The sequence below is a fragment of the Prochlorococcus marinus CUG1415 genome, assembly GCF_017696015.1.
Lineage (GTDB): Bacteria > Cyanobacteriota > Cyanobacteriia > PCC-6307 > Cyanobiaceae > Prochlorococcus_A > Prochlorococcus_A marinus_AE.
The window spans coordinates 367902-391125 of the sequence record NZ_JAAORL010000002.1 but is presented as its reverse complement, the minus strand read 5'-3'; the positions used below and the strand labels follow the sequence as shown (position 1 = coordinate 391125).

Sequence of the window (23224 nt, the reverse complement as noted above, 5' to 3'; positions counted from 1 at the left end):
GATTTATTTTTTCCACCAACCAGCTAATACAGACAACACAGCTTCAGCTCCAATAATTCCCACAAATCCCCCAAACTCATCTACTACTACTTTTACTCCTTTATGATTCTTGTCAAATCTTGTTAATAATTGATCTGCCTTAATCATTTCGGGAATATAGTCCACAGGTTCGCAAATTTCTGATAATAATCTTTTATTTTCCCCATTAATTAATTCTGCTAACATATTTTCACGTTTAACTACCCCTTGTATTTTGTCAACTTTATCTCCCAAAATAACCCACCATGGGGAGGTATCTGACATTATAAGTTTTTTAATTTCATCAAGATTCGAAGACCCGTCAAGACAAGGTGCTGATACCCTAGGAATCATTAAATCTTTAGCTTTTAAATCATTTAGTTGAAAAACCTTAAATATCATTGCTGCTTCATCATCTTCTATCAAACCTTTCTGACTTCCAATTTTTGCCATTTGTCTAATTTCTTCTTCATCAGTTGAAATTTCATTTTCTGCAGTAATAACTGGAAATATTTGCTCTATTAATATTAAGAATGGTCTCATTAAACTATTTAATATTCTTAGGATTGGAACGGATAATAATGCTATTTGCACTGAAAATTTTGTACCAAGAGCTTTGGGTAGTACTTCTCCAACTAAGACAACTAAAATATAAAAAACAATTGAAAACAGGGTTAAGCCATAATTACTATTTATTACAAATGCACCGTATACGCCTAAAATAAGACTTCCAATGATGTTGAAGCCATTATTAGTAATTGTAATTACAGTTAAAGTCCTCCCGAGATGTTTTCTAAGTTTAAGGAGTTGATTCGCAGAACTTTTAGGCTTCTGTTTTGAGGCAATTTCTAAAATTCTAATTGAATTTACGGCTAAAAAAGCCGCTTCTACTCCAGAACAACATGCTGACCCAATTAAGATAATAAATATAAGTAAAATTAAACCGTAAACACTTGGTTCCATTAAAATAGATTAGATACTAAATATCTTTTAGTTCATTCTTCCATCTTTTTTAAAAACACGCCAATACAGAATTTATGTTTAACCCTAATACTAGAGTATTTGAAGAAAGAAGAGAAATTTTCTTGGATAAATTAGATGGAAAGGCTGCTATTATTCCAGGGGCTAATCTTGTAAAACATCATGCAGATTGTGAATATCCTTTTAGACAAGATAGTAATTTCTGGTATTTAACTGGTTTTGATGAGCCGGATGCAGTCGCCATTTTCTTATCTCATAAGCCAAAGGGAGAGAGATTTATTTTGTTTGTTGCTCCTAAAGATGTAATTAGTGAAGTTTGGCATGGCTTTAGATGGGGTTTAGAAGGTGCTGAAAAAGAGTTTAAGGCTGATAAAGCTCACTCAATCAATGAACTAAGAGATTTACTGCCTGGTTATATAAATGGTTCTGATGAACTCGTTTTTTCAATTGGTAAGTATCCATCAATTGAGAAAATAGTACTGGAGATATTTTCACAACAACTTGAAAATCGCTCAAGATTTGGGTTTGGTGCAAATTCTATAAAATCGCCAGAAATTTATTTAAATGAGATGAGATTAATTAAAAGTGAATTTGAAATTAAGAGAATGAGAGAGGCTATACAAATTTCAGCAGAAGCTCATGAACTAGTAAGAGAATCTATCTCATCTAAGAAAAATGAAAGACAAATTCAAGGCCTTTTAGAGGGATTCTTTTTGGAAAAAGGGGCGAGAGGACCTGCTTATAATTCTATTGTTGCTTCAGGAGATAATGCATGTATTCTGCATTACACTTCAAATAACTCACCTTTGAATAAGGAAGATTTGTTGTTAGTAGATGCTGGCTGCTCATTAACCGATTATTACAACGGAGACATAACAAGAACCATTCCAATAGGCGGTAAATTTTCCAAAGAGCAAAAAGTTATCTATGAAATTGTATTGAGTGCTCAGAAAACTGCAATTAAAAGTGCTGTAACCGGATCAAATTCTAGTACTGTGCATAATGTAGCTTTAACTATCCTTATAGAAGGTTTAAAAGAAATTGGTTTATTGTCCGGGAGTACTGAGGAGTTAATTGATAATCAATTATATAAACATCTTTATATGCATAGAACTGGACATTGGCTTGGCTTAGATGTTCATGACGTAGGTGCATACAGAATGGGAGACTATGAAGTGCCATTACAGAATGGAATGATTCTTACTGTAGAGCCTGGTATCTATATTAGTGACAGGATACCAGTTCCTGAGGGACAACCCAGCATTGATGAAAGGTGGAAAGGTATTGGGATAAGAATTGAAGATGATGTTCTGGTTAAAGATAAAAACCCAGAAATTTTAAGTATTGCTGCACTCAAAGAAATTTCTGATTTAGAATTTTAATATTTGACTTATTTAGTTAATAGATTTATTTTTTATAAAGTTTAAATTTTAAAAATGGATAAATCAGATTCGTATGATTCTAAACTTTCTCAAGCAAGAGGTTTGGCCAGTCAACTTGGAATGTTTGCAGAAGAAAATGATATCCCTAAAGATCTTTGGGATTCATTAGAAGCTGCAATTTATGATTTTTATCAAGTTTCACATGATAGATAAATTTTTTTTAGAAAAGTAGCAATAATTAAAATCAAGAAATTTTGAATCAATCAATCAAAATGTGTCCATAAACTGATAAATTATTTATTGAACATAATTAAGTGAATGACCTCATCAGATAAGTTAAATCAAAATTCAACAGAAAAAAAGGAAGAAAACAGTGATTATCCAAAATCTAAAAATTCTTCTCCCAATACAGGAATGATGGGTGCTTCAGCTGTATTAGCTGCTGCCAAAATTGATGAGGATGGAGTACCTATGGGTTATACTCCCAAACCTGACGAAGGAAGATTCATTATTAAAGTATTATGGTTACCTGATAATGTGGCTTTAGCTGTTGATCAAATAGTAGGAGGAGGCCCTAGTCCTCTAACTGCTTATTATTTTTGGCCAAGAGATGATGCTTGGGAAAAATTAAAAAGCGAACTAGAGAATAAAGGTTGGATTACAGATAATGAGAGAGTTGAAATTTTAAATAAAGCTACAGAAGTAATAAATTATTGGCAAGAAGAGGGTAAAACAAAAAAATTAGAAGAAGCCAAGATAAAGTTTCCTGAGGTAACTTTTTGTGGCACTGCTTAAAAATTAGTTTTTAGCCGCTTGAATCCTAGCCTCAGCCTTCGAAATCTCTTTAAGAGCCTTAAATTTCTCTGGATTTTTTTCATTTTCAGAGAATTTACTAATTGCTAATTTTGCCTCTTTCAGATCTTGTTCAGCATTTTGAACATTAATTTCAGATCCAATTTCTGCATTGTTTACTAAAACTATGACTTCATCTGATTCAATTTCAGCGAAGCCCCCCATTAAAGCTATTGATTTCCATTGAGAATTCATTCTTAGTCTTAAAACGCCAATATCTATAGCGGTAACTAAAGAAATATGTCCTGGCAGCACACCTAGTTGACCAGTAGTGCTAGGAAGAATTACTTCTTCAGCTTCGCCTTGATAAACATTTTTATTAGGAGCTAAAACTTTAAGAGAAATTGCCATTAATTTTAAATTATTGAAGGTTAAATATATATTTAGATATTTATTTATCTGACTTTATTTTTTCAGCCTTTGCTTTGACTTCATCAATGTTTCCAACCAAGTAAAATGCCTGTTCGGGTAATTCATCTAATTCGCCTGACAAAATCATGTTGAAACCAGCAATTGTATCCTCTAATTTTACGTATTTGCCAGACATTCCTGTAAATATTTCGGCTACAAAGAAAGGTTGTGAAAGGAATTTTTCAATTTTTCTAGCCCTGTCGACTGTTAGTCTATCTTCTTCAGAAAGTTCATCTAAACCAAGAATCGCAATAATGTCTTGTAGTTCTTTGTATCTTTGCAAAGTTGATTGAACAGCTCTAGCAGTTTTGTAATGTTCATCTCCAACAACCGATGGTTGCAGCATTGTACTGGTTGAGTCTAATGGGTCAACTGCCGGATAAATTCCCTTAGCTGCAAGAGCTCTTGCAAGCACAGTAGTAGCATCTAAATGTGCAAAGGTTGTTGCTGGAGCAGGATCAGTCAGGTCATCTGCAGGTACATAAACAGCCTGAATGGATGTTATTGAACCTTCTAATGTAGATGTAATCCTTTCCTGTAATTCACCAACATCAGTGCCTAGTGTTGGTTGGTATCCAACAGCTGAAGGCATTCTTCCAAGTAAAGCTGATACTTCAGAGCCAGCTTGAACAAATCTAAAAATGTTATCAACAAAAAGTAGAACGTCTTGTTTATTTACATCTCTAAAATGTTCAGCCATTGTAAGCGCTGACAAGCCTACTCTCATTCTTGCACCAGGAGGCTCATTCATCTGTCCAAAGCATAGGGCAACTTTTGATTGTGTTAAATCATCTGCATTGATAACTCCTGATTCTTTAAATTCTTCATATAAATCGTTTCCCTCCCTGGTCCTTTCTCCTACACCTCCAAAAACAGAGACACCACCATGCTCCTTAGCAATGTTATTAATTAACTCTTGAATAAGAACGGTCTTTCCAACACCAGCGCCTCCAAATAATCCTACTTTTCCTCCTTGCCTATAAGGAGCTAAAAGGTCGATAACTTTTATTCCAGTTTCAAAAACTTTTGGTTTAGTTTCTAGGTCAGTTAATTTTGGAGCAGATCTATGAATTGGCGCAGTAGCTTTAGTTTTTACTGGACCTTGTTCGTCTACTGGTTCTCCTAAAACATTAAATATTCTTCCTAAAGTTGCTTCTCCAACAGGTACAGATATTGGTGCTCCTGTGTCGACCGCCTCCATGCCTCTCACAAGCCCGTCTGTGCCACTCATTGCCACTGCTCTAACTCTATGGTCACCAAGTAGCTGTTGAACCTCTGCAGTGAGGGCTATTTCCTGTCCGGCAGGATTTTTTGCTTCAATTCGTAAAGCATTTAATATTTTAGGCAATTTCCCGGCAGGGAATTCGACATCTAGAACTGGGCCAATTACCTGACGAACTACGCCTTTTGTTTGGGATGAAGTTGATGGAGTTGCTACCATTGTTTATTGATTGGTGATGAATAGCTGATTTTAAACAGCTCATAATCCGAAAATAATACCACCTCATGGGCAGATTCGTTAAATGGGTTCGGCCAACCGCACAGTTGAAGTATGGTTTAATTGCTGCTTCGCCGTTTATGTTGTTGATGACAAGGATAGAGAATCTCTCTTTCCATTTTTATGACGCACAGCGTCTCAATCATGATCCTCCATTAATCTATGGCAGCTGTTTCACTTACAGTCTCTACAGTAAAACCACTGGGAGATAGAATATTTATTAAAGTTTCCGAATCTGAGGAAAAAACTGCTGGGGGCATCCTTTTGCCTGATTCAGCTAAAGAAAAACCACAAGTAGGAGAAGTTGCTCAGGTAGGCCCTGGGAAACTAAATGACGATGGCTCTCGACAAACTCCAGAAGTGAGTATTGGCGATAAAGTCTTGTACAGCAAATATGCTGGAACAGACATTAAATTGGGAGGAGATGAATATGTCTTGCTCTCAGAAAAAGATATTTTAGCTGTTGTAAGCTAAAATGTTTGTTTCAAAAATTATTAAAACTTATTACTAAATTGCTGCCTAAACATGGCTAAAAGAATTATTTACAATGAGCAAGCTCGTAGAGCGCTCGAGAGAGGAATCGATATCCTTGCTGAGTCTGTGGCTGTAACGCTTGGACCAAAAGGAAGAAATGTTGTGTTAGAAAAAAAATTCGGTGCTCCCCAAATTATTAATGATGGTGTCACAATCGCTAAAGAGATTGAATTAGAGGACCACATTGAGAATACAGGGGTTGCATTAATCAGACAAGCTGCCTCAAAAACTAATGATGCAGCTGGCGATGGTACCACAACTGCAACTGTTTTAGCGCATGCAATGGTTAAAGCAGGTCTGAGAAACGTTGCTGCAGGAGCTAATGCAATCACCTTAAAAAAAGGTATTGATAAAGCTACTGAATTTTTAGTTGGCAAAATTCAGGAAAATGCAAAACCTATTAGCGATAGTAATGCTATTGCTCAGTGCGGAACTATTGCGGCTGGAAATGACGAAGAGGTAGGTCAAATGATTGCCAATGCTATGGATAAAGTTGGGAAAGAAGGTGTGATTTCCCTAGAAGAGGGAAAATCAATGACCACTGAATTAGAAGTTACTGAGGGAATGCGTTTTGATAAAGGCTACATTTCACCTTACTTCGCAACAGACACCGAGAGAATGGAGGCTGTTTTAGATGAACCATATATCCTTCTGACTGATAAAAAAATTGCTCTAGTACAAGATTTAGTACCTGTTCTGGAACAAATAGCCAAAACAGGTAAGCCATTAGTCATTATTGCAGAAGATATAGAAAAAGAGGCTTTAGCTACTCTTGTCGTTAATAGGTTAAGAGGTGTGTTAAATGTTGCGGCAGTAAAAGCCCCTGGATTTGGTGATAGAAGAAAAGCCATGCTTGAAGATATGGCTGTTCTAACTAATGGTCAACTTATTACTGAGGATGCAGGTTTGAAAATAGAGAATGCTACCTTAGATATGCTTGGAACTGGTAGAAGAATAACTATCAACAAAGAAACTACAACAATAGTAGCTGAGGGCAATGAGAAAGCTGTTACTGCTAGATGTGATCAAATTAAGAAGCAAATGGATGAAACAGATTCCTCATATGATAAAGAAAAGCTTCAAGAACGTCTAGCAAAATTAGCTGGAGGTGTAGCAGTGATTAAGGTTGGAGCTGCGACTGAAACTGAGATGAAGGATAAAAAACTTCGTCTTGAGGATGCTATCAATGCTACAAAAGCTGCTGTTGAAGAAGGTATTGTCCCTGGAGGAGGAACAACTCTTGCTCATTTATCTCCAATTTTAAAAGATTGGGCTGACAAAAATTTAGTAGGAGAGGAATTGATTGGAGCTAACATTGTTGAAGCTTCACTGACAGCTCCTCTTATGAGAATTGCAGAAAATGCAGGTTCTAATGGTGCTGTGATTGCTGAGAACGTCAAATCTAAGCCATTTAATGATGGATTTAACGCTGCTACTGGTGTATATGTTGATATGTCCTCCGCTGGTATAGTTGATCCTGCTAAAGTTACTCGTTCAGGATTACAAAATGCTGCTTCAATAGCAGGAATGGTTCTGACCACTGAATGCATAGTTGCAGATTTACCTGAGAAAAAAGATACATCTTCTCCAGCAGGAGCTCCAGGTATGGGTGGTGACTTTGATTATTAACTTAAAAGTAGTTAATAGTTTAACTTTTTAATTTGCGGGATCATTTTAAATGATCCCTTTTTTAATGTAAAACTTATGAAATCCAGCCAGCACTCAGAATAATTGCGAGAGACAAAAATATACTTAAAAAAGTCCAAGTTATTTTGTTGAGAGATGCTTCTGCACTACTTGCGCTATTGAACATTGAGCTTCCACTGGCTGCGATGCCTCCCATTCCATCACCTTTGGGACTATGAAGTAAAACTAAAAGTATTAGAAGAACTCCTGAAAGAACCCATAACCAACTAAAAAATTGAACCATTGCTTAAATAAAAAGCTTGTATTTACTTTAGACGTGTTGTACGACCTTATTATAACCTTTTAACTCGATTTCTTTAATTAGAGATTTGCCTGTCATTTCTTTTGGAATTGGGAGATTCAATAATTGTAATAAAGTTGGTGCAATATCTGCCAAGCCAGCGTTATCCCTTAAATAAATATCATTTCCCATATTTGGGATTTTTCTTTTTTCACCCTCAATAAAAATTAATGGAACTTTATTTATAGTGTGTGCCGTCCATGGTTCTCCTGCAGGCCCTTTCATTACCTCTGCGTTACCATGATCAGCTGTTATAAGAATGCTTCCACCCATTTCTCCAGTAGCATTAACTATTTGACCTATACATTTATCTACTGTTTCTATAGCTTTAATTGTTGCATTCATATTGCCTGTATGACCAACCATATCAGGATTAGCAAAATTGATTACAACAAATGAATAGTTTCCACTTTTTATTGCTTTAGAACAACTTATAGTTAACTCTTCCGCAGACATTTCGGGTTCCATATCATAAGTTGCGACTCTTGGAGATGGAATTAAATGTCTCTCTTCTCCAGGTAAAGGAATTTCTACTCCTCCATTAAAAAAATATGTTACGTGAGGATATTTTTCTGTTTCTGCTGTTCTGTATTGTTTTAGTCCGTTTTCGGAAACTATTTGGCCGATAAAATTATTGAGAGATTCAGGAGGAAATGCAACTTTAACGGGGAAGTTTGTGTCATATTGAGTAAAAGTAATTAAATCTAGATTTGGAAAATTTTTTCTTTCAAAATCTGAGAAATTACTCATTGAAAGGGATTTGATTATTTGTCTTGCTCTGTCAGGACGAAAATTAAAGCAAATTAAACTATCCCCATCTTTAAGATAGGTTTCAGACATTCGTGCGGGCTCTATAAATTCATCAGTTATATTTTTGTCATAACTTTTTTGTATGTAATCCTGAGGAGAAATATTTGTTAGTTTAATATCTGGATCAGTTAAATTAGCGTATGCTTTTTCTGTTCTTTCCCATAAAAGATTTCTGTCCATTATCCAATACCTTCCGCATATAGAGGCTATCTTACCTGTATTGAATTTTTTTATGCATGAATCTATTTGATTTAGATATTTAGATGCACTTTTTGCGGGAGTATCTCTTCCATCAGTAATAATATGAATTGCAACTTTTTTAATATCATTATCGGATGCCCATTTTATTAAACCTAATAAATGATCAATATGACTATGTACGCCTCCATCAGAACATAATCCTGTGATATGCAAAGTAGAGTTGTTTTTCTTTAATGAATTAGCCATCTCCTTTAACTGATTCACTATGCCTAACTGATTATTTTTTACAACATTTGAAATCCTTACAAGTTCTTGTTGGATTATTCTTCCCGAACCGATAGTAAGGTGCCCGACCTCTGAATTACCCATTTGACCATCTGGGAGACCTACATCAGAGCCGCTAGCGCTTATTAGAGTGTGAGGATATGCATGCCATAATGAATCCATGATTGGAGTACTAGCAGTTTTTATAGCATTATCGGATATATCTTCTCGATATCCCCATCCATCTAGTATCGCAAGCACTACAGGGCTCTGAGGAACATTTAATCTATTTATATTTTTGCTGCTAATCTTTGACATATTTAGATCAAATTCATTGTTCAGTGATCCAATCTTAAATTTAGCTTTAAAAGATGCTATTTAACAATTTATATTTAAAATAGTTAGCTTTTGCTAATTTATGAAAAATTTTGAATGAATTCTATTTATTAATAAATTATGCCTAATAAAACAAAAAGGATCGTAATACTTACTGATGTAGAGCTTAGAAAAACTCTTTCACGTTTAACTTCCGAAATAATTGAAAAAGTAAAAAACCTAGAGAACCTCCTTTTGGTTGGTATTCCTACTAGAGGAATTGATCTTGCCGAAGTTCTAGAAAAAGAATTATTCTGTAAAACAGGTTTAAAAATAAGAAAAGGCATAATTGATCCAACTTTTTATAGAGATGATCAAAATAGAGTTGGAACTCGACTAATAAAAGCAACTGATATTCCAACTCCTATTGAGAAAAAAGAAATTCTCTTGATAGATGATGTTATTTATACAGGTAGAACAATTAGAGCTGCAATGGATGCGCTATATTCATGGGGCAGACCTCAAAGAGTGATGTTGTTAGTAATGGTAGATAGAGGTCATAGAGAATTACCTATTCAACCTGATTTTTGTGGTAAAAAAGTTCCAACCAGTAAGAATGAAAGTATTAGTTTACGTCTAAATAATATTGATAATGAAGAAGGAGTTTTTCTTGAGTAGTTTTAGTTCAGAAAATATTTCCCAAATTATATTCTCCTAAAAATTCATCTTTGATATCGAAACACTTAACTAATAAATCAGCTTTTTTAGTAATTTCAAAGAAAAGTTTTAAGATGTCTTCTCCAAGATTAGATTTATTTTTTAGTTCAATTTTGAGTGGATTTTTGTCCCATTTAATAATTTCTTCTTCACTTTGAACCTCTGATAATTTTGGTAATCCATTTTCAAAAATTACATCATATTCTCTTTCTTTTTTTGTTTCTCCAATAATTATTTCAAATATTTTCTGATTATTTTTACTAGCTTGAAGAACCAGTTGAAATGGGGTATCAGTTGGCCATGTTTGACCTTTACAAAAAATAGGATGCCAGAAATGTTTTTGTTCTCTTTTATTAAATAATCTTATGGATAATCCTTTGTTTAATATGTCTTTAATAGTAACCCCTGGGGTCATTGCTAAAGCTCCTAAAGCTATTGATTCAATAGGAGGAGGAGACTTTATTTGAATTTTTGAAATGTTTTGTGTTATCCATTCTCTGATTAATGGTATTTGAGTGCCACCCCCAACCAAAATAATTGAATTTAAATCATCTACGGTACAAAATTTGCCTCTTGCTTCATTTAATAAATCTTTAAGTAAGGAGGTAAGGTGATTAAGGAGATTATTCTCAATAATGATTTTCTCCAATATTTCTTTACTAAGATAAAATTCATTTTCTTGATCTCCTTCAGTTAATAATATTGTTGGATACTTAGTTTCATATTCGATTGCCGATGAGCTGAGTTTACATTTTATTTCTTCTGCCTTTAAAAGATTAACTGCATATTTATTATCTGGAATAAAATAATCAACTATCCATTGATCAATATCTTTACCACCAATTTTTGAGCCTGTTTTACTGATTATTTCAGCACACCTGAGTTTTTGTTTTGAAATTGAGCTTACATCATTTCCTTTAAATTTCAATAGTTCAGCTATTGGGCTAGATTTTCCTTCTCCTCCTTCTATTTTGACTATATTCATATCTATAGTGCTTCCTCCAATATCTAAGGTCATAATTTTGGAGCCAAATGGAACATTAACTCCTAAACTTGCCGCAGTAGGCTCGTCAACTAGAGCTATTTCATCTACTGATATCTCTTCACAAAGGTTAACTAACCATTTTCTATAACCCTTGTATGTATCAATTGGAGCAGTTAAAACAAGCCTTTTGATTTCGTATGTTTGAGGAATGTTTGCCCACAAAAATTTGAAAAATTTTTCGCCACATTCAGTAGGATGTAAAATATTTTTTTGGTTGAATTTTTCTATAGGATTTCCAATTAATCTTTTAAAATTTGAATGAAAAAACAAATCCGCATTAGATTTATCCCTCATTTTTAAAGCACTAATACCAATTTTCAAAGTTTTTGAAGGTTCCTCGAACCAAACTGCTGTAGGGATAACTCCTGGAGATGATGTTATATTTGGTATCTCAACTAAAACACAATTGATATCTTTTTGATCCTGAAAAGCTACTACAGTATTAGTATTCCCTAAATCAATAGCAAGAGTTCCAGATAAATTTTTTTCCATATAAAGCTTTTTATAAATCAATTTAGTTCGTTTTGTAATTTATGTTTTTAATAAGGCCAATAAATTGTAGAATATATAATAAAAATTAAAAAAGATTTTATGAACATATCAAATAATAGAGTTGTTGATTCTAATGATCTTGCTAAAAGAGGTGAGAGTTTAATAAGAAAATCAACTAATAGATACTTGACGACAGTAAGAATTGCTTTTAGAGCTAAACAAAGGCGTTTTGATGATTTTGATGGACTATTAGAAGAGTCAACTATTAAACCTGTTCAAAGATCTATTATTGAACTAAGCGATGAACAAGACCAACCAGATTTGCTCCCTGGTTAATTTTGTTAAAAGAGCAAAAAAGATGGAGATTATTTAGAGATTTTAAAAAAGGCAAATTTTGTTTCTTGATTGGGGTTGATAATTGGTCAATTGAATTACAAAGAAGTGAATTTTATTCACTATATCTTTTACTTTTAAGACTTAATTCACAAATATTGAGTATAAGTAATGAATTAATGGATGAGGAGGCTATTACTTTAGAAATAGAGCAATTACCTTGGTATATTGAGTTAGAAGGGAAAAAGAATGAATGGAGTTTAAGATTTGTTTTTGAAAGTCAAGACCAAACGCGATCTTTTGAAATGTATTGGCCGATACCAATAGCACAAAGTTTATGTTATGAAATAAAAAAAATGTGGGAATCAATGGATTAAAAGATAAATAAAATTGGAAATTTTTTAAAATATTTCCCCTAGCCAGAAAAAATTTTTCACAACTTTTCCACAACTAAAGTTTTAAAAATAGCTGATGAACTAAAGTATGTGGAAAACTATTTGTTTTATATAATTCTTTATATTTCAGTAAGATTTATTTTTCAAATATTAGGTTCCTTGAACCCCCTTGAAATAACTATATTCTCATTATTCTATTTTCTGAGACCGTATCTTATTCATACTTGTTGACGATTTAGTGATTTTGAAGAAAACTAAATCTTGTAGTTTTAAATTTTAAAAAATTTTCTGAACATGCAAGAGTTAAATAACAAAGTAAATCCAATAGTTTTAAAGCAAAAAGATGAAGTCATTAGTTTCAAATGTGAACTTCAAGAAAATCTTCAAAAGGCTATGAAAGAATTTGTTGAAGAACATCCTAACTGGGATCAATACAGGTTATTACAAGCTGCTATTGCAGGTTTCTTGATGCAAAAAGGATTTCAAAATAGAGATTTAACGAGACTCTATATTGGGAATATGTTTTCTATGAATTTTAATGAATAAAAATTTTTTATATTTTTTCAAGTAGTATTTTTGCTATCTCATGTCGGACAGGTAATATTGATAACCTATTTCCTTTCTTCACAACTAATAACTCATTCTCACTGAATAAAATCTTTAATTCAGGTAAACTTAGAATTTTATTTGACTTAGATATATATTTTACTTTTACACAATCCCATCTAGGATTTTCAGGTTTCGATTTTGGATCAAAATACTTTGAATCTTTATCAAATTGCGTAGGATCAACAATATTTAGATCTATCACCTCCATAAGTCCAACTATACCTGGGGGTTTGCAGTTTGAATGATAGAAAAAAACTTTATCTCCTTTATTCATTTTTCTCATGAAATTTCTAGCTTGATAATTTCTTATACCATCCCATAAAGTTACTCTATCAGTCTTTAAGGTATCTATGCTGTAAGCATCAGGCTCACTTTTCATTAGCCAAAAATTTTCTTCAGTCATATCAAGCGATCTCAGCGAATTTTTAAGCTTGGAGGACGTGTTATCCAAACTTTTTTGGTATAAATTTATTATCCATCAAAGTTTCTACTTGTGAAAGTAGTATTTTTATTTGAGTTAACTTTTTTTACTTTGGTCTAAATATTTCCTCTAAATATATTTCAATGTTCAAATAAAGGGATGTCTAAATCTTTTACTAAATTTAATTTTTAACCATATTTAAATATATATAAAATTATGAATAGTAAAAAAACAGAAGAGAAAAAGGATAAAAAATTTAAATTAAATAAATTCTTTAAATGGTTTTTAATTATTTTATTAATAACAGGTGGATCAATAGCTTCAATAGTAATTTATTACGTGTTTTTATACTCTAGATGTCTTTACTTTAATAAATGTGATCAACTTCCAAGAGGAGAAGCATCAGAAAAAATTAAATTAAAAGCAGAAATTAGAAAAGCAGGAAATTCATTAGGCTTGCTGATGGATGAAAGTAAAAGCAAAGGGTATAAATTTTATTCTGCTAATTGGTGTAAAAATCATAATCAAATGATTCCATTACTTGAAGAAATAAATAAAAAGGGTTCAAAGTTAGCTCTATTAGAAAATGATATCGAAGAATTAAAACTTCTAAATCAAAAATGGCAAAAAACCCAAAAAAATATCATATTTTCTAATGATAAATGTGCGAAAAATTTATCAAATAATTTAAATATCTCAAAGCCTAAAAAGCTCAATTCAAATGAAAAATTAAAGGAAAAAAGAATATGTCAATATAATGATAAATTTCAACTTGAATTTTGTTTTTTTAAAACAGATAATACCTTTGATATAGAAATAAAAGATGAAGAAAGAGTTTTATCTGAAGTTTTTTTAGATTGTAAAAATTTTAAAGCTAAAGGATCTCGAAAAGTTCCTAATGGTAATTTGGATTTAGTGATTTCTCAAGAGAAAGGTGATGCTTTAGTTCAAGAGAGCATAAGAATTTTTTGCAAAAATGCTAATCCAAGCAGCTTAAGAAATACTAAGGAAAACTCAGTTATAACAAATATTCCACTTACAAAAGATTTAACATCTGAAGGAACAAAAGAAAAATGCTTTGATCAAGAATTATCAGAAGACCCATCAGCAAAATACCCTTTCGTAAGAATATGTGAGAAGAACGACGGTGATTTCTTTTTTTACCGTATATTCAGTCCATCTTTAGAGAAACCATTTTTCCAAGTTTCTGGATATTGTGACCCATTAAATGGAGACTATAGCCATGACCTTAATGCATTTACTAAAGATATGGCAGAGAAAAGATACTTGAAAACATTATTAAATCAAAGTTCTATTTGTTCAATGAAACTTGTTGAAAGATCAACTGAAGCTATGAAAAATGGAAATTTAGATAAGGCTAAGGAGGCTATAGATAAAGCATTAAGAGTAAATCAAAAAGATAAAGCAACTTTATTAAAAGCATCACAAATTTCGATTGAACTAAATAAAAATATTGATGCCATTAATTATCTAGATAAACTGATTCAACAAGATCCATCAGTAGCAATTGCTTATGGACTAAAAGGTTATATAAATCATAATCTTGGAGATACAAACAATGCATGTAAAGAATTTAAAAAAGCAATCTCAATGGGCGATGAGTTTACAAAAAAAATGTTCTCAGATGGATCATCTCGTTTTAATTATTGTTCTTTAGATGGATCTGTAAGAGATTTTGGTGAGAAAAATGAGGATGAAATTAAAAATAATTCCTCTAATTTGATTATTAAATCAGATGAAATCAAATGTGCTACGGATAATTATTTAATAGCTGATGGAGAGAAATTTTGCCTTTAAAGAGTTTGGATAAAGTTGGGATAAAAAATTACGATTCCTTTAGATCTCAGTAATAGCTAGTAGCGCTCACTTTTCATTAGCCAAAACTTTTCTTCAGTCATATCAAGGGATTTGGAGGAAACTGTAAATCGTGAACGAATCGTGAATGTAATATCATACTATTCGCTTTTATATATTTATTATCCTGCAAAGTTCCTATTTAGGAAAGTGAGGGGTGTTATGGGGTAATTGATTCTCTAAAAAATATTGTTTTTATCACTTAAGTCATAAAATGAATATTTAAAAACAAATACAGAAATGATTTTCATTTTCATATTGGTGTAAATTTTATACATTAGGTAGTATTTTTTTTATGAGTCAAGTTTGTTTAATATCAGGTTCGCCTGGATGCGGTAAGACAAATTGGATACTAAATACTTTTAAGAATTATTCTGCTAATTGTGGTTACTTACGTCTTGGAGGATATTCAGAAATTAATTTAGAGCAAGCTATAAATTCAAAAATTGATTTTGCTTTTTTGAAAGATCAAATTCCTAACTTATTAGACTTATCTATTTCAAACTCAATATCAGAGAAAGATAAAGAAAACAGTTTAATTATTATTGAATTTCCACAATTTTTTATACCTAAATCTCAAGGTATTAATGGAGTTGATCTGAGAATTCTTAATGAACTTGATAAATATAATCTCCAGCCAAATAGATATCTTCATTTTGGTAGAGATCCAGAATTATCAATAAAAGATACTTTAGATTTTAGAGCAATTGAATCAATAAGCCTTGATCTTAAAAAGCATATTTGGGACCCTGCAAGCTTGAATACTTTTTGGTTTGAATTAGTTAATGGTGCTTATGGGGATGTATATAGAGCCAAAGCATTAATGAACTTGCCGGATGGTCGTTACATCTTGTTTAACTGGATAGTCAGTCAGCAAGGATCTCAATATCAAACATTAAACCAAGTTGCCCCTCTTAATGGAAGACCAGAACGATGTTCTGAAATTGTTATACAAGGGAAAAATTTAAACTTCGAGTCAATAAAATCAACGATTCATAATTGTCTTCTTAATGATGCTGTACTAGATCATCATCAAACTTCACTTAGAAATTCACAACTACAAACTGCTCGCCGTTAACTTAAAAATGAATCAAGCTGTCATCTCATGTTTACATGCAAATCTACCTGCAGTAGAGGCTGTCTTAAAAGATATTGAACTCCAAGGAATTACAAATATTACCTGTCTTGGAGATCTAGTGGGTTATGGTCCTCAACCTAATGAGGTTATTGAGTTAATAAGAGATAAAAAAATTCCTACTTGTCAGGGATGTTGGGACGAAGACGTTGTTGATGGATTAGATGCTTGCGATTGTAGTTATCCTTCTCAGCTTGCTGAAAAGAGAGGTCATTTTGCTCATCAATGGACTACGGATAAATTAACTAAAGAAAATAAGGATTATCTAGCTAATCTACCCTACTCAATACGTAAAGATAAATGTCTTTTTGTTCATGGTAGTCCTAATAGTCAACATGAATATCTTTTACCAGATATGGATGCATTTGCAGCTCTTGAGAGAGTTGAAAATGCCAGAGCAGAGATTCTATTTTGTGGTCATACTCATCAACCTTATATTCGCGAATTAGCAGATGGTTCAATTGCTGTAAAGATCAAAAACGCTGCTCCCAAAGATATTCAAGAAAAAGAAATTCAATTGCCGATGCGAAGAATAGTAAATGCAGGTTCAGTAGGAGAGCCAAGACATGGAGGAACTAAAGCTACTTATGTTGTTTATAACGAAGTCACAAATGAAGTAAAAATTAGAGAAGTGGAATATGATCTTGAACTTACGTGTAAAGCAATAATAGATGCCGGTCTTCCTCCGATTTTTGCATGGCGTTTAAAAAATGGATTCGAATTTGCAGAACAAGCTGAAGATGCATCTCATGTTTGTGAAAGATGATAGAACGCTGGGCACTCGTAAGTGGTCTTAAAGGGGATCTAGATACTTATGAACTTATTCAAAAAGACTTAAAAAAAACTCCAGGTAATATAACTCTTTTTGTTTTGGGGGATATGATAGGTCCTGAAAAAAACTGTAATAGGCTTCTCCATAGGTTAATTAATCCAAAAAGTAATGATTTACAACCATGGTGTATATACGGTTGGTGGGAAGAACAAATCCTCTTGGAAAGTGGTTACCGTGGGGATCAAAGAGCTGAAGCTTTGAGAATAAATAAGGGTGAAGAAGTAGTTAAGTCTCTTACGAATGCTGTAGACAAATCATTTCTTGATTGGATAGCAGCACTTCAATTTGGATTTGTTGAACTTGATTGTGGTTTAATTCACGGAAGCTCAAAAGATATTGGCGAAAATTTAACACTAGATACGCCGCCACTGACACTCCTTGATAGACTTACACGTCTTCAGGTAAACAGATTATTTACTGCAAGGAGCAAACAACAGTTTCATTTGGAATTGACAGAGGGAATTGTTAATTCTGAAGTAGAAGATTTAAATGGAAATCGTAAGAAAGAGCAGAAAGTTCCGCAAAAAGCTGTTATTGGTATTGGGGCAGGAAAAAATTATACTCTTTATGATGTAGGGACTGATAATACTCAATTCGTACAAGCAGGATATAAATCAGAAAAAAGAACTAAGGGATTTGGAAGGCTTTAGTTTTTAGCATCAAGTACCCACTTCAATATTTAAGTATGTTTGAAGTAATGCAAAAAAGAAAATAAAAAAGAGGAGCATTTGCCCCTCTTAGCAATCGACTGTCAATCAATGGATATTCTAGATTGTCAATTTATCTTGTAAACAAGTTTTGTATTTAGCCAGAACAAGAAAAGGCACCTGCAAGAATATTTTTGAAAATAGGTGCTTGACCTAATGCGTATAAAAAGAAAGTTGATGATGCGAGCGTAATAGCTATTTTAGAAGACCTGTTAACTTTCAAATTTGAGACTTTTGCAAATGCGAAATTCATTTATTCATTAATGTACTGAAAATATATTAGCTATATAGATAAGATTTTCAGCATCAAAATTTACCAAAGATTAATTTTATTGCTGCTGTTGATGTTGTTCTGAATAAATATTTTTCTGATAGTGATTATATAGATCAATTTCTTCTTTATCTTCACTAGCTAAACCAAGATTGAGTCTTGCTAAAAGCATTATCCTTTGCTTTCTATAGTGTGAAATTGCCATTATTATCAAATTTTTTCAATCAATTTTAGCTGTAAAAATCGTGAATGAATCGTGACTGAAATTCATTTGGTTTTTGAAAACCCTTGCAATAACTACTGGTACATTGTTCATTAGCCAAAAATTTTCTTCAGTCATATCAAGGGATCTCGAGGAATTTATCTGCTAGAATTTTGCTAGAATCAGAATTTTTTATATGTTTATTATCCATCAAAGTACCTATTTAGGAAAGTGATACAGGTATGGGGTTAATCGACTTTGGATATAAGTATATATTCGACCTCACAAATTCCTGTAGAAATATAAGTTGGTAAGAAATGCAAAGTGGTAATTAGGAGGAGACTGCCGTCCAATTCTTCTAAGAATCCGCATCCATCTCCTAATCTTTTTCTAAGATAAATCAGCTTTCAATATAATCAACTTTAATACTCAAGGGAGAGGATAAAATTCTTTACCCATAGATGGTTTGATTGATTGCTTTTTTGAAAGATAAGGACTGCATATTTTCTTTTTATATGCATACTCTTCTTCTTTTGAAGTGGTGTGGTTTTGTGCCTCATTAAAAGCACTTTCATGATCGTATCCTCTTTGAATTAAAACCTTATATTTTTTCTTAAAGGTAGACCACCATAAAGGGGTTCCCTTCCCTTTTGCCCAATCAACACATGCAGCTCTATCTCTACCAATTTCTACAAAAGCTAACCTCTTATTGTGGCAGCCATTTGGATCGCAGTTTCATCGTTTTTGTAGCAAACTAAATACTCTGTATAAGATTTAATTGATTCTCTGTAATCCTCTTCAGTTAGCCAACTAAAGAAACCACTCCTTGCGAAGGCTGTTTTTAAAACAAGATTACTGGGATTATTGCATTCCGCTTTATAATTAACAATATTTGCATTAACAGCAGTAGGTAAAGCGAGTGCAGCTAGTAGTGGGAGCAGTAAGCGTTTCATTTATTTACCAATCAAGCAATAATATCTATGGTATTTGTTTTTGCTTTTAAAGTTCTCTCCCTGTTCTTCGCATTGTTCCATACTTCCCATCTCAATTTTTTCAAATGCTCCTCTACTTACACCTACTTTTAAAAGGAGCCAATAACTTTCAGCATTAACAGCAGTAGGTAAGGCAAAGGCAGCTAATAAAGGTATTAATAATTTACGCATTAAAAAAGAGGGTTTTATCCCTCCAGTTTAGATCGAATGTCAATTAAAAAAAAATTGATTTATAGATAAATTTATCCTTCTGCAGGAATTAGAATTGGAACATCTTTTGCTCCAATTGCTGCGAACCAAACTATTGCATTATCGGTTTTTGCATTACCCATTGTATGTTTTGGTGTCTTTGGACCAACTATAAATGTATCCCCCGCTGTATAGGTAAGATCTTCCATACCTTGTCTTTTGACAACAATTGTACCTTGCTCAACATTACCTAATAATGGAATTGGATGAGAGTGAAGCGGGACTATCCCTCCCTCAGCTAATTCGACTCTTTGTAATCTTATTTCTGCTTTTCCTTTTGGATATTTAAGAGCATCACCATCCATAGTTTCAGAACCTACAAAGACTTCTTGTACATCTACAGGCGATTCGGCAGCTATAGAAATATTTGGGTTGATGAGCATCAAAGCAAAAGCGATTGCTATGAATAAATTCTTAATCATGAATTTAAATTCCTAGATAATTATTTAGGCATATAGTATTTATTTTTAAAATATTTGTCAGTACCAGATTTAACTTTTTAGGCTTTTCTTGATGGAATTTTAATCAACTAAAAGTGTGGACGACGTGTGGACGGAATTTATCTGATTTTTGAGATCCATTGCTATGACAACTGGTACATGGTTCATTAGCCAGTAGTTAGGTTCAGTCATAGTCTATGATTTGCGGGAAATAAGGCTGCTGGTATGGTGCTGGTATGGCATTTTGTTAACTTTTTCGTAAGTCAGTCAAATCCAAAGCATTTTATTTAGTTTATCTAACAATATTAGTCGAAGAAAGTTTCTATTTAGGAAAGTAGTGGGTGGTAGGGGGTCAGCTCAGTGGCTGTTCACCTATGTAAACCTTTTCAGACATCTATTTCCTAATTCAGCACTTTCTGCCGAACTTAATCATTGCGACAGGTAACCCAACAGTAATAAAAACTCCAATAGGGATTTTGATTATTGGGATGCTGACCCTGCTACTATTCCAAAGCATGTAAAATAAAAGATTGATATTCAAAAAGAAATAATATGTTCATAATGATACATTTAGCAGAAGGAATAGGGCATAAGTGTATAGTAACTATACAGAATCCGTTCCAAATTTCTGTAGGTTTAAGGTCTTCCCTCTCTTTTAACTGCTAATAATCCTCAGTTGAAAATAAAAACCTATTTAATTTTCAAGTAGATTAAGTCCTAGTAGTAAGCGTTTCATCTATTCAACAAAGATTAAAGCCCCATTACCTTTATCCCATATACGATCAAACCACAGCCAACTAAGCAAGCGTTAATCAAACCCATTCCAACAGCACCTACTGTGATGATTCCCATTGATACTCCTCCTATAGCAATAAAGCCCATTGGAACGAGTCCAATAGCAATCACTCCTCTAGGAGCTATCCCTATGGATACAAACTTTTTAAAACTATCATTCATTGCACAAAAAAAGAGAGTTGTATCCCTCCATGTTAGATCGACTGTCAATCGCTAAAAGTTTGGATAAAGTTTGGATAAAAAATTACGAATCCTTGAGATCCCAGTAATAGCTAGACGGGTGTACTTTTCATTAGCCAAAACTTTTCTTCAGTTATATCAAGGTATCTCGGCGATTTTTAAGGCTTGGAGGACGTGTTATCCAAACTTTTTTGGGTATAAATTTATTATCCATCAAAGTATCTATTTAGGAAAGGGAAGGTCGTTATGGACTTATTTACCTAACCCGTGAGTTGCGCATGGCATCCATAAATCACCCATTTTATGAATTCCTTTGCATCCAAGTTTTTTGGCTTCTTCAATAGCTTTGGCTTTCGTGGGATAGGCATAAATATTTATTGAATCTGAAGAGTTAGTTTTTTTAGTGCTTTGTTCAATCTTAGGTCCTATAGGAGTCCAAACTTTTAATCCCATAGTTGTCACTCCAGCAGAGAAAACACCCATCCCAACAATAGAGGCATTTATTACTCCCATTGCTACTACACCAAGAGAAACTACTCCCATTGGCACAATTCCAATAGTGACAATGCCCATGGGGACTATTCCAATTGATATATATCCAAGCGGAGCTATTCCAATTGCAATCTTTTTTGGCTTACTTCCGCAATGTGCAGGACCGTCAGTTTTATGCTGATTAGTATTTTCTGAATCCTTCATTTAAGACTTAATGATGATGGTGGTGATTGTGATGCTTTTTGTCCTTGTCATGAGAACTTTCATGAGCTTCATGAGTTGCGCAAGGCATCCACTTATTCCCCATTTTATGAGCTCCAGTGCAATTAAAACTTTTAGCAGCTTTTTCAGCCTCTTTTCTGGTTTCAAAAAGTGCAGGGGTTTTTGTTTCTTCAACTTTTGAAGTGCAGCCAAGACTAAATAGGATGCTTATTAAGAAAATTGGAGAAAGGATCAATGTTTGTTTCAAAGGAATTGTAAAAATTTATACCAATCTTAATATGAAATTACTAGTTAATCTAGATTGCCTAGAAATTATTTTTAATGAAACTTTCTACTCAGAAATTATTTGCACCTGCTTTGGTTGGAACAATTATGCCTCTTGCTATTCATGCAGGAGGAATGAATCATCATGATCATCATATGCATGATGATTCTCATATGAATATGAATGATTCGTTTCCATCAACGATGTTTATGGGAAAGAGTACGTTTGTTTTGGGAGGTGTTGATGGTGTAACAGGTAGAGAGGCTGTGACTTTTAATTACGACTTAAAGTTAATGGGAATGACTAGCTTCACAGGAGAAGACATGTTGATGACCGCTATTCGAGCTGGAAATTTCAATATGATGGCTCCCTTTGGAATGATGGGAGCATCTAGGCTAGATACAGCATTTAACAGTACTGATAATCTTGAGGTTCACAAGCTCTTTTATAAGTTTCCTTTAGGAGATAATTTCAAAGTCACTTTTGGTCCTAAACTTCGTCAAGATGATTTACTTGGTGTTAAGCCAACTTCTTATCCAGGTGATGATGGCATTTTATTTGTTTTAAATCAAGCAGGTGCTAATGATACCTATTCAAAAAAAATGGGTGCAGGAGCAGGAGTTACTTATTCTAAAGATAATTTGATAGCAAGTACGGTGCTCGTTTCAGAGAATGCCTCTTCTACTAACGGTATTTTAACAAATGAAGGAAGTGACATTATTACTACACAGCTTGCATGGGTAGATGATTCATATACTCTAGCCTTTGCTTATACATATTCTGATGGTGGAAATACAGATAATAGTGCTGATGCTAATGATTATTCTTCGTATGGAATAAATGGTACTTACAATTTCTTTAATCAGTCAGATGCTTTACCTTCTTCCATAAGTGCTGGTTTTGGATGGAAGAATCCAGATAACGATGATAATCCAGATACAGCAGCAAATTCTGTTGAGGATGGTAATACATGGACAATTGGGATGTTTTGGAACGATGTAATTCAAGAAGGAAATAACCTAGGATTTGCTATTGGAACAGCGGAAACTCATAGGGATGATGATGGTTATGATAACCCTTTAGCCTGGGAGACTTTTTATCAGATGCAAATCAATGATAGTATTTCAATTACGCCCTCAATCTTTTCGGTTCAGAAGGATGGAGCTGATGATGTAACAGGAGTTTTAGTTAAAACTAGCTTTAAATTCTAAACAAGAAGTCAATATATTCAGAATATTTTGGCAAGTTTAGAAGTGTATAAAATGATTATATTTTGACAGTCATTAATAATGAAAAATTTGG

29 protein-coding genes are annotated in these 23224 nt (G+C 33.2%); 14 read left to right on the top strand and 15 right to left on the bottom strand.

Translation table 11 applies throughout. The annotated features are described in order from the left end of the window. Positions 1-3: 3 nt before the first annotated feature. Positions 4-981, bottom strand: coding sequence for a CNNM domain-containing protein (locus HA143_RS08285; protein ID WP_209085942.1), 978 nt, complete (start codon positions 979-981; stop codon positions 4-6). A 74-nt stretch (positions 982-1055) separates the two neighbouring features. On the opposite strand from HA143_RS08285, the gene HA143_RS08280 reads away from it, so the two are divergent. The 3 genes from HA143_RS08280 to HA143_RS08270 all read left to right on the top strand — a co-directional run bounded on the left by HA143_RS08280 (position 1056) and on the right by HA143_RS08270 (position 3176). Then, positions 1056-2381 carry an aminopeptidase P N-terminal domain-containing protein gene (locus HA143_RS08280; protein ID WP_209085928.1) on the top strand — a complete coding sequence of 442 codons (1326 nt, stop codon included), beginning with the start codon at positions 1056-1058 and terminating at the stop codon, positions 2379-2381. 54 nt (positions 2382-2435) lie between these two features. Then, the gene (locus tag HA143_RS08275) at positions 2436-2594 is read left to right on the top strand and encodes a hypothetical protein (RefSeq protein WP_209085925.1); all 159 of its coding nucleotides are present in this window, start codon (positions 2436-2438) and stop codon (positions 2592-2594) included. A 105-nt stretch (positions 2595-2699) separates the two neighbouring features. Continuing rightward, complete coding sequence (locus HA143_RS08270) at positions 2700-3176, top strand: 30S ribosomal protein PSRP-3 (protein WP_209085922.1); 477 nt, start codon at positions 2700-2702, stop codon at positions 3174-3176. A 3-nt stretch (positions 3177-3179) separates the two neighbouring features. On the opposite strand, the gene atpC is transcribed toward HA143_RS08270, so the two are convergent. Together atpC and atpD are read right to left on the bottom strand one after the other, a co-directional pair. After that, positions 3180-3584 carry an ATP synthase F1 subunit epsilon gene (gene atpC, locus HA143_RS08265; protein WP_209085913.1) on the bottom strand — a complete coding sequence of 135 codons (405 nt, stop codon included), beginning with the start codon at positions 3582-3584 and terminating at the stop codon, positions 3180-3182. A 40-nt stretch (positions 3585-3624) separates the two neighbouring features. Continuing rightward, the gene (gene atpD, locus HA143_RS08260) at positions 3625-5085 is read right to left on the bottom strand and encodes a F0F1 ATP synthase subunit beta (protein ID WP_209085910.1); all 1461 of its coding nucleotides are present in this window, start codon (positions 5083-5085) and stop codon (positions 3625-3627) included. 219 nt (positions 5086-5304) lie between these two features. Between atpD and groES the strand changes: the two genes are divergently transcribed. Both groES and groL read left to right on the top strand, forming a co-directional pair. Next, complete coding sequence (gene groES, locus HA143_RS08255; protein WP_011820918.1) at positions 5305-5616, top strand: co-chaperone GroES; 312 nt, start codon at positions 5305-5307, stop codon at positions 5614-5616. 51 nt (positions 5617-5667) lie between these two features. After that, entirely contained in the window at positions 5668-7305 is a 1638-nt protein-coding gene (groL, locus tag HA143_RS08250) for a chaperonin GroEL (RefSeq protein ID WP_209085905.1), read from the top strand. A 73-nt stretch (positions 7306-7378) separates the two neighbouring features. On the opposite strand, the gene secG is transcribed toward groL, so the two are convergent. Further along, entirely contained in the window at positions 7379-7606 is a 228-nt protein-coding gene (gene secG, locus HA143_RS08245; protein ID WP_209085902.1) for a preprotein translocase subunit SecG, read from the bottom strand. Between the two features lie 27 nt (positions 7607-7633). Next, entirely contained in the window at positions 7634-9256 is a 1623-nt protein-coding gene (gene gpmI / locus HA143_RS08240) for a 2,3-bisphosphoglycerate-independent phosphoglycerate mutase (RefSeq protein ID WP_209085900.1), read from the bottom strand. A gap of 138 nt (positions 9257-9394) precedes the next feature. On the opposite strand from gpmI, the gene pyrR reads away from it, so the two are divergent. Continuing rightward, complete coding sequence (gene pyrR / locus HA143_RS08235) at positions 9395-9931, top strand: bifunctional pyr operon transcriptional regulator/uracil phosphoribosyltransferase PyrR (RefSeq protein ID WP_209085897.1); 537 nt, start codon at positions 9395-9397, stop codon at positions 9929-9931. A 7-nt stretch (positions 9932-9938) separates the two neighbouring features. Here the strand turns inward: pyrR and HA143_RS08230 are convergent, their stop codons facing one another. Continuing rightward, on the bottom strand, positions 9939-11507 hold the full coding sequence (locus tag HA143_RS08230) for an Hsp70 family protein (RefSeq protein ID WP_209085895.1): 1569 nt from the start codon (positions 11505-11507) through the stop codon (positions 9939-9941). Between the two features lie 99 nt (positions 11508-11606). Between HA143_RS08230 and HA143_RS08225 the strand changes: the two genes are divergently transcribed. The 3 genes from HA143_RS08225 (at position 11607) to HA143_RS08215 (ending at position 12781) form a co-directional block, all read left to right on the top strand. Continuing rightward, complete coding sequence (locus HA143_RS08225) at positions 11607-11843, top strand: DNA-directed RNA polymerase subunit omega (RefSeq protein ID WP_209085893.1); 237 nt, start codon at positions 11607-11609, stop codon at positions 11841-11843. A gap of 2 nt (positions 11844-11845) precedes the next feature. Further along, positions 11846-12217, top strand: coding sequence for a DUF1818 family protein (locus HA143_RS08220; protein ID WP_209085880.1), 372 nt, complete (start codon positions 11846-11848; stop codon positions 12215-12217). Between the two features lie 312 nt (positions 12218-12529). Continuing rightward, positions 12530-12781, top strand: a complete 252-nt coding sequence (locus tag HA143_RS08215; protein WP_209085877.1) for a DUF2811 domain-containing protein — start codon at positions 12530-12532, stop codon at positions 12779-12781. Positions 12782-12788: 7 nt separating this feature from the next. Here the strand turns inward: HA143_RS08215 and HA143_RS08210 are convergent, their stop codons facing one another. Beyond that, positions 12789-13247, bottom strand: coding sequence for an EVE domain-containing protein (locus HA143_RS08210; protein WP_209085874.1), 459 nt, complete (start codon positions 13245-13247; stop codon positions 12789-12791). Between the two features lie 234 nt (positions 13248-13481). Here HA143_RS08210 and HA143_RS08205 point away from each other — a divergent pair, with 234 nt between their 5' ends. The 4 genes from HA143_RS08205 to HA143_RS08190 all read left to right on the top strand — a co-directional run bounded on the left by HA143_RS08205 (position 13482) and on the right by HA143_RS08190 (position 17757). After that, on the top strand, positions 13482-15083 hold the full coding sequence (locus tag HA143_RS08205) for a tetratricopeptide repeat protein (RefSeq protein ID WP_209085861.1): 1602 nt from the start codon (positions 13482-13484) through the stop codon (positions 15081-15083). Positions 15084-15435: 352 nt separating this feature from the next. Next, on the top strand, positions 15436-16218 hold the full coding sequence (locus HA143_RS08200) for a GTP-binding protein (protein WP_209085856.1): 783 nt from the start codon (positions 15436-15438) through the stop codon (positions 16216-16218). 7 nt (positions 16219-16225) lie between these two features. Next, positions 16226-17041: a metallophosphoesterase family protein gene (locus HA143_RS08195; RefSeq protein WP_209085851.1), complete on the top strand. Its 816-nt coding sequence runs from the start codon at positions 16226-16228 to the stop codon at positions 17039-17041. Then, on the top strand, positions 17038-17757 hold the full coding sequence (locus HA143_RS08190; protein ID WP_209085847.1) for a phosphoesterase: 720 nt from the start codon (positions 17038-17040) through the stop codon (positions 17755-17757). The genes HA143_RS08195 and HA143_RS08190 overlap by 4 nt, the downstream gene beginning before the upstream one ends. A 154-nt stretch (positions 17758-17911) precedes the next feature. Here the strand turns inward: HA143_RS08190 and HA143_RS08185 are convergent, their stop codons facing one another. The 8 genes from HA143_RS08185 to HA143_RS08150 form a co-directional block, all read right to left on the bottom strand. Next, positions 17912-18067 carry a hypothetical protein gene (locus HA143_RS08185; RefSeq protein WP_209085844.1) on the bottom strand — a complete coding sequence of 52 codons (156 nt, stop codon included), beginning with the start codon at positions 18065-18067 and terminating at the stop codon, positions 17912-17914. Between the two features lie 76 nt (positions 18068-18143). Beyond that, positions 18144-18290: a hypothetical protein gene (locus HA143_RS08180; protein ID WP_209085836.1), complete on the bottom strand. Its 147-nt coding sequence runs from the start codon at positions 18288-18290 to the stop codon at positions 18144-18146. A gap of 695 nt (positions 18291-18985) precedes the next feature. Further along, a complete protein-coding gene (locus tag HA143_RS08175; protein WP_209085834.1) occupies positions 18986-19240 on the bottom strand; it encodes a hypothetical protein in 255 nt (84 codons plus the stop codon). After that, the gene (locus tag HA143_RS08170) at positions 19241-19450 is read right to left on the bottom strand and encodes a hypothetical protein (RefSeq protein WP_209085832.1); all 210 of its coding nucleotides are present in this window, start codon (positions 19448-19450) and stop codon (positions 19241-19243) included. A 71-nt stretch (positions 19451-19521) separates the two neighbouring features. Beyond that, positions 19522-19950: a cupin domain-containing protein gene (locus tag HA143_RS08165; protein WP_209085830.1), complete on the bottom strand. Its 429-nt coding sequence runs from the start codon at positions 19948-19950 to the stop codon at positions 19522-19524. A gap of 768 nt (positions 19951-20718) precedes the next feature. Beyond that, the gene (locus HA143_RS08160) at positions 20719-20973 is read right to left on the bottom strand and encodes a hypothetical protein (protein WP_245210919.1); all 255 of its coding nucleotides are present in this window, start codon (positions 20971-20973) and stop codon (positions 20719-20721) included. Positions 20974-21195: 222 nt separating this feature from the next. Then, positions 21196-21639 carry a hypothetical protein gene (locus HA143_RS08155; protein WP_209085828.1) on the bottom strand — a complete coding sequence of 148 codons (444 nt, stop codon included), beginning with the start codon at positions 21637-21639 and terminating at the stop codon, positions 21196-21198. Positions 21640-21646: 7 nt separating this feature from the next. Continuing rightward, positions 21647-21904 (bottom strand): DUF3721 domain-containing protein, encoded by a 258-nt coding sequence (locus tag HA143_RS08150; protein WP_209085826.1) that lies wholly within the window; start codon positions 21902-21904, stop codon positions 21647-21649. 74 nt (positions 21905-21978) lie between these two features. On the opposite strand from HA143_RS08150, the gene HA143_RS08145 reads away from it, so the two are divergent. Then, positions 21979-23133: a carbohydrate porin gene (locus tag HA143_RS08145; protein ID WP_209085823.1), complete on the top strand. Its 1155-nt coding sequence runs from the start codon at positions 21979-21981 to the stop codon at positions 23131-23133. The last annotated feature ends 91 nt before the right edge of the window (positions 23134-23224 follow it).

What these genes read in the sequence shown, in the direction of transcription:
- HA143_RS08170 (WP_209085832.1), bottom strand. Translation starts at nt 19,450, where the DNA reads ATGCGTAAATTATTAATACCTTTATTAGCTGCCTTTGCCTTACCTACT.
- HA143_RS08175 (WP_209085834.1), bottom strand. Translation starts at nt 19,240, where the DNA reads ATGAAACGCTTACTGCTCCCACTACTAGCTGCACTCGCTTTACCTACT.
- gpmI (WP_209085900.1), bottom strand. Translation starts at nt 9,256, where the DNA reads ATGTCAAAGATTAGCAGCAAAAATATAAATAGATTAAATGTTCCTCAG.
- HA143_RS08190 (WP_209085847.1), top strand. Translation starts at nt 17,038, where the DNA reads ATGATAGAACGCTGGGCACTCGTAAGTGGTCTTAAAGGGGATCTAGAT.
- atpC (WP_209085913.1), bottom strand. Translation starts at nt 3,584, where the DNA reads ATGGCAATTTCTCTTAAAGTTTTAGCTCCTAATAAAAATGTTTATCAA.
- HA143_RS08205 (WP_209085861.1), top strand. Translation starts at nt 13,482, where the DNA reads ATGAATAGTAAAAAAACAGAAGAGAAAAAGGATAAAAAATTTAAATTA.
- HA143_RS08185 (WP_209085844.1), bottom strand. Translation starts at nt 18,067, where the DNA reads ATGAATTTCGCATTTGCAAAAGTCTCAAATTTGAAAGTTAACAGGTCT.
- HA143_RS08275 (WP_209085925.1), top strand. Translation starts at nt 2,436, where the DNA reads ATGGATAAATCAGATTCGTATGATTCTAAACTTTCTCAAGCAAGAGGT.
- pyrR (WP_209085897.1), top strand. Translation starts at nt 9,395, where the DNA reads ATGCCTAATAAAACAAAAAGGATCGTAATACTTACTGATGTAGAGCTT.
- HA143_RS08285 (WP_209085942.1), bottom strand. Translation starts at nt 981, where the DNA reads ATGGAACCAAGTGTTTACGGTTTAATTTTACTTATATTTATTATCTTA.
- HA143_RS08145 (WP_209085823.1), top strand. Translation starts at nt 21,979, where the DNA reads ATGAAACTTTCTACTCAGAAATTATTTGCACCTGCTTTGGTTGGAACA.
- HA143_RS08215 (WP_209085877.1), top strand. Translation starts at nt 12,530, where the DNA reads ATGCAAGAGTTAAATAACAAAGTAAATCCAATAGTTTTAAAGCAAAAA.
- groES (WP_011820918.1), top strand. Translation starts at nt 5,305, where the DNA reads ATGGCAGCTGTTTCACTTACAGTCTCTACAGTAAAACCACTGGGAGAT.
- HA143_RS08180 (WP_209085836.1), bottom strand. Translation starts at nt 18,290, where the DNA reads ATGGCAATTTCACACTATAGAAAGCAAAGGATAATGCTTTTAGCAAGA.
- HA143_RS08200 (WP_209085856.1), top strand. Translation starts at nt 15,436, where the DNA reads ATGAGTCAAGTTTGTTTAATATCAGGTTCGCCTGGATGCGGTAAGACA.
- HA143_RS08210 (WP_209085874.1), bottom strand. Translation starts at nt 13,247, where the DNA reads ATGACTGAAGAAAATTTTTGGCTAATGAAAAGTGAGCCTGATGCTTAC.
- HA143_RS08270 (WP_209085922.1), top strand. Translation starts at nt 2,700, where the DNA reads ATGACCTCATCAGATAAGTTAAATCAAAATTCAACAGAAAAAAAGGAA.
- HA143_RS08155 (WP_209085828.1), bottom strand. Translation starts at nt 21,639, where the DNA reads ATGAAGGATTCAGAAAATACTAATCAGCATAAAACTGACGGTCCTGCA.
- atpD (WP_209085910.1), bottom strand. Translation starts at nt 5,085, where the DNA reads ATGGTAGCAACTCCATCAACTTCATCCCAAACAAAAGGCGTAGTTCGT.
- HA143_RS08195 (WP_209085851.1), top strand. Translation starts at nt 16,226, where the DNA reads ATGAATCAAGCTGTCATCTCATGTTTACATGCAAATCTACCTGCAGTA.
- HA143_RS08280 (WP_209085928.1), top strand. Translation starts at nt 1,056, where the DNA reads ATGTTTAACCCTAATACTAGAGTATTTGAAGAAAGAAGAGAAATTTTC.
- HA143_RS08165 (WP_209085830.1), bottom strand. Translation starts at nt 19,950, where the DNA reads ATGATTAAGAATTTATTCATAGCAATCGCTTTTGCTTTGATGCTCATC.
- HA143_RS08225 (WP_209085893.1), top strand. Translation starts at nt 11,607, where the DNA reads ATGAACATATCAAATAATAGAGTTGTTGATTCTAATGATCTTGCTAAA.
- groL (WP_209085905.1), top strand. Translation starts at nt 5,668, where the DNA reads ATGGCTAAAAGAATTATTTACAATGAGCAAGCTCGTAGAGCGCTCGAG.
- HA143_RS08230 (WP_209085895.1), bottom strand. Translation starts at nt 11,507, where the DNA reads ATGGAAAAAAATTTATCTGGAACTCTTGCTATTGATTTAGGGAATACT.
- secG (WP_209085902.1), bottom strand. Translation starts at nt 7,606, where the DNA reads ATGGTTCAATTTTTTAGTTGGTTATGGGTTCTTTCAGGAGTTCTTCTA.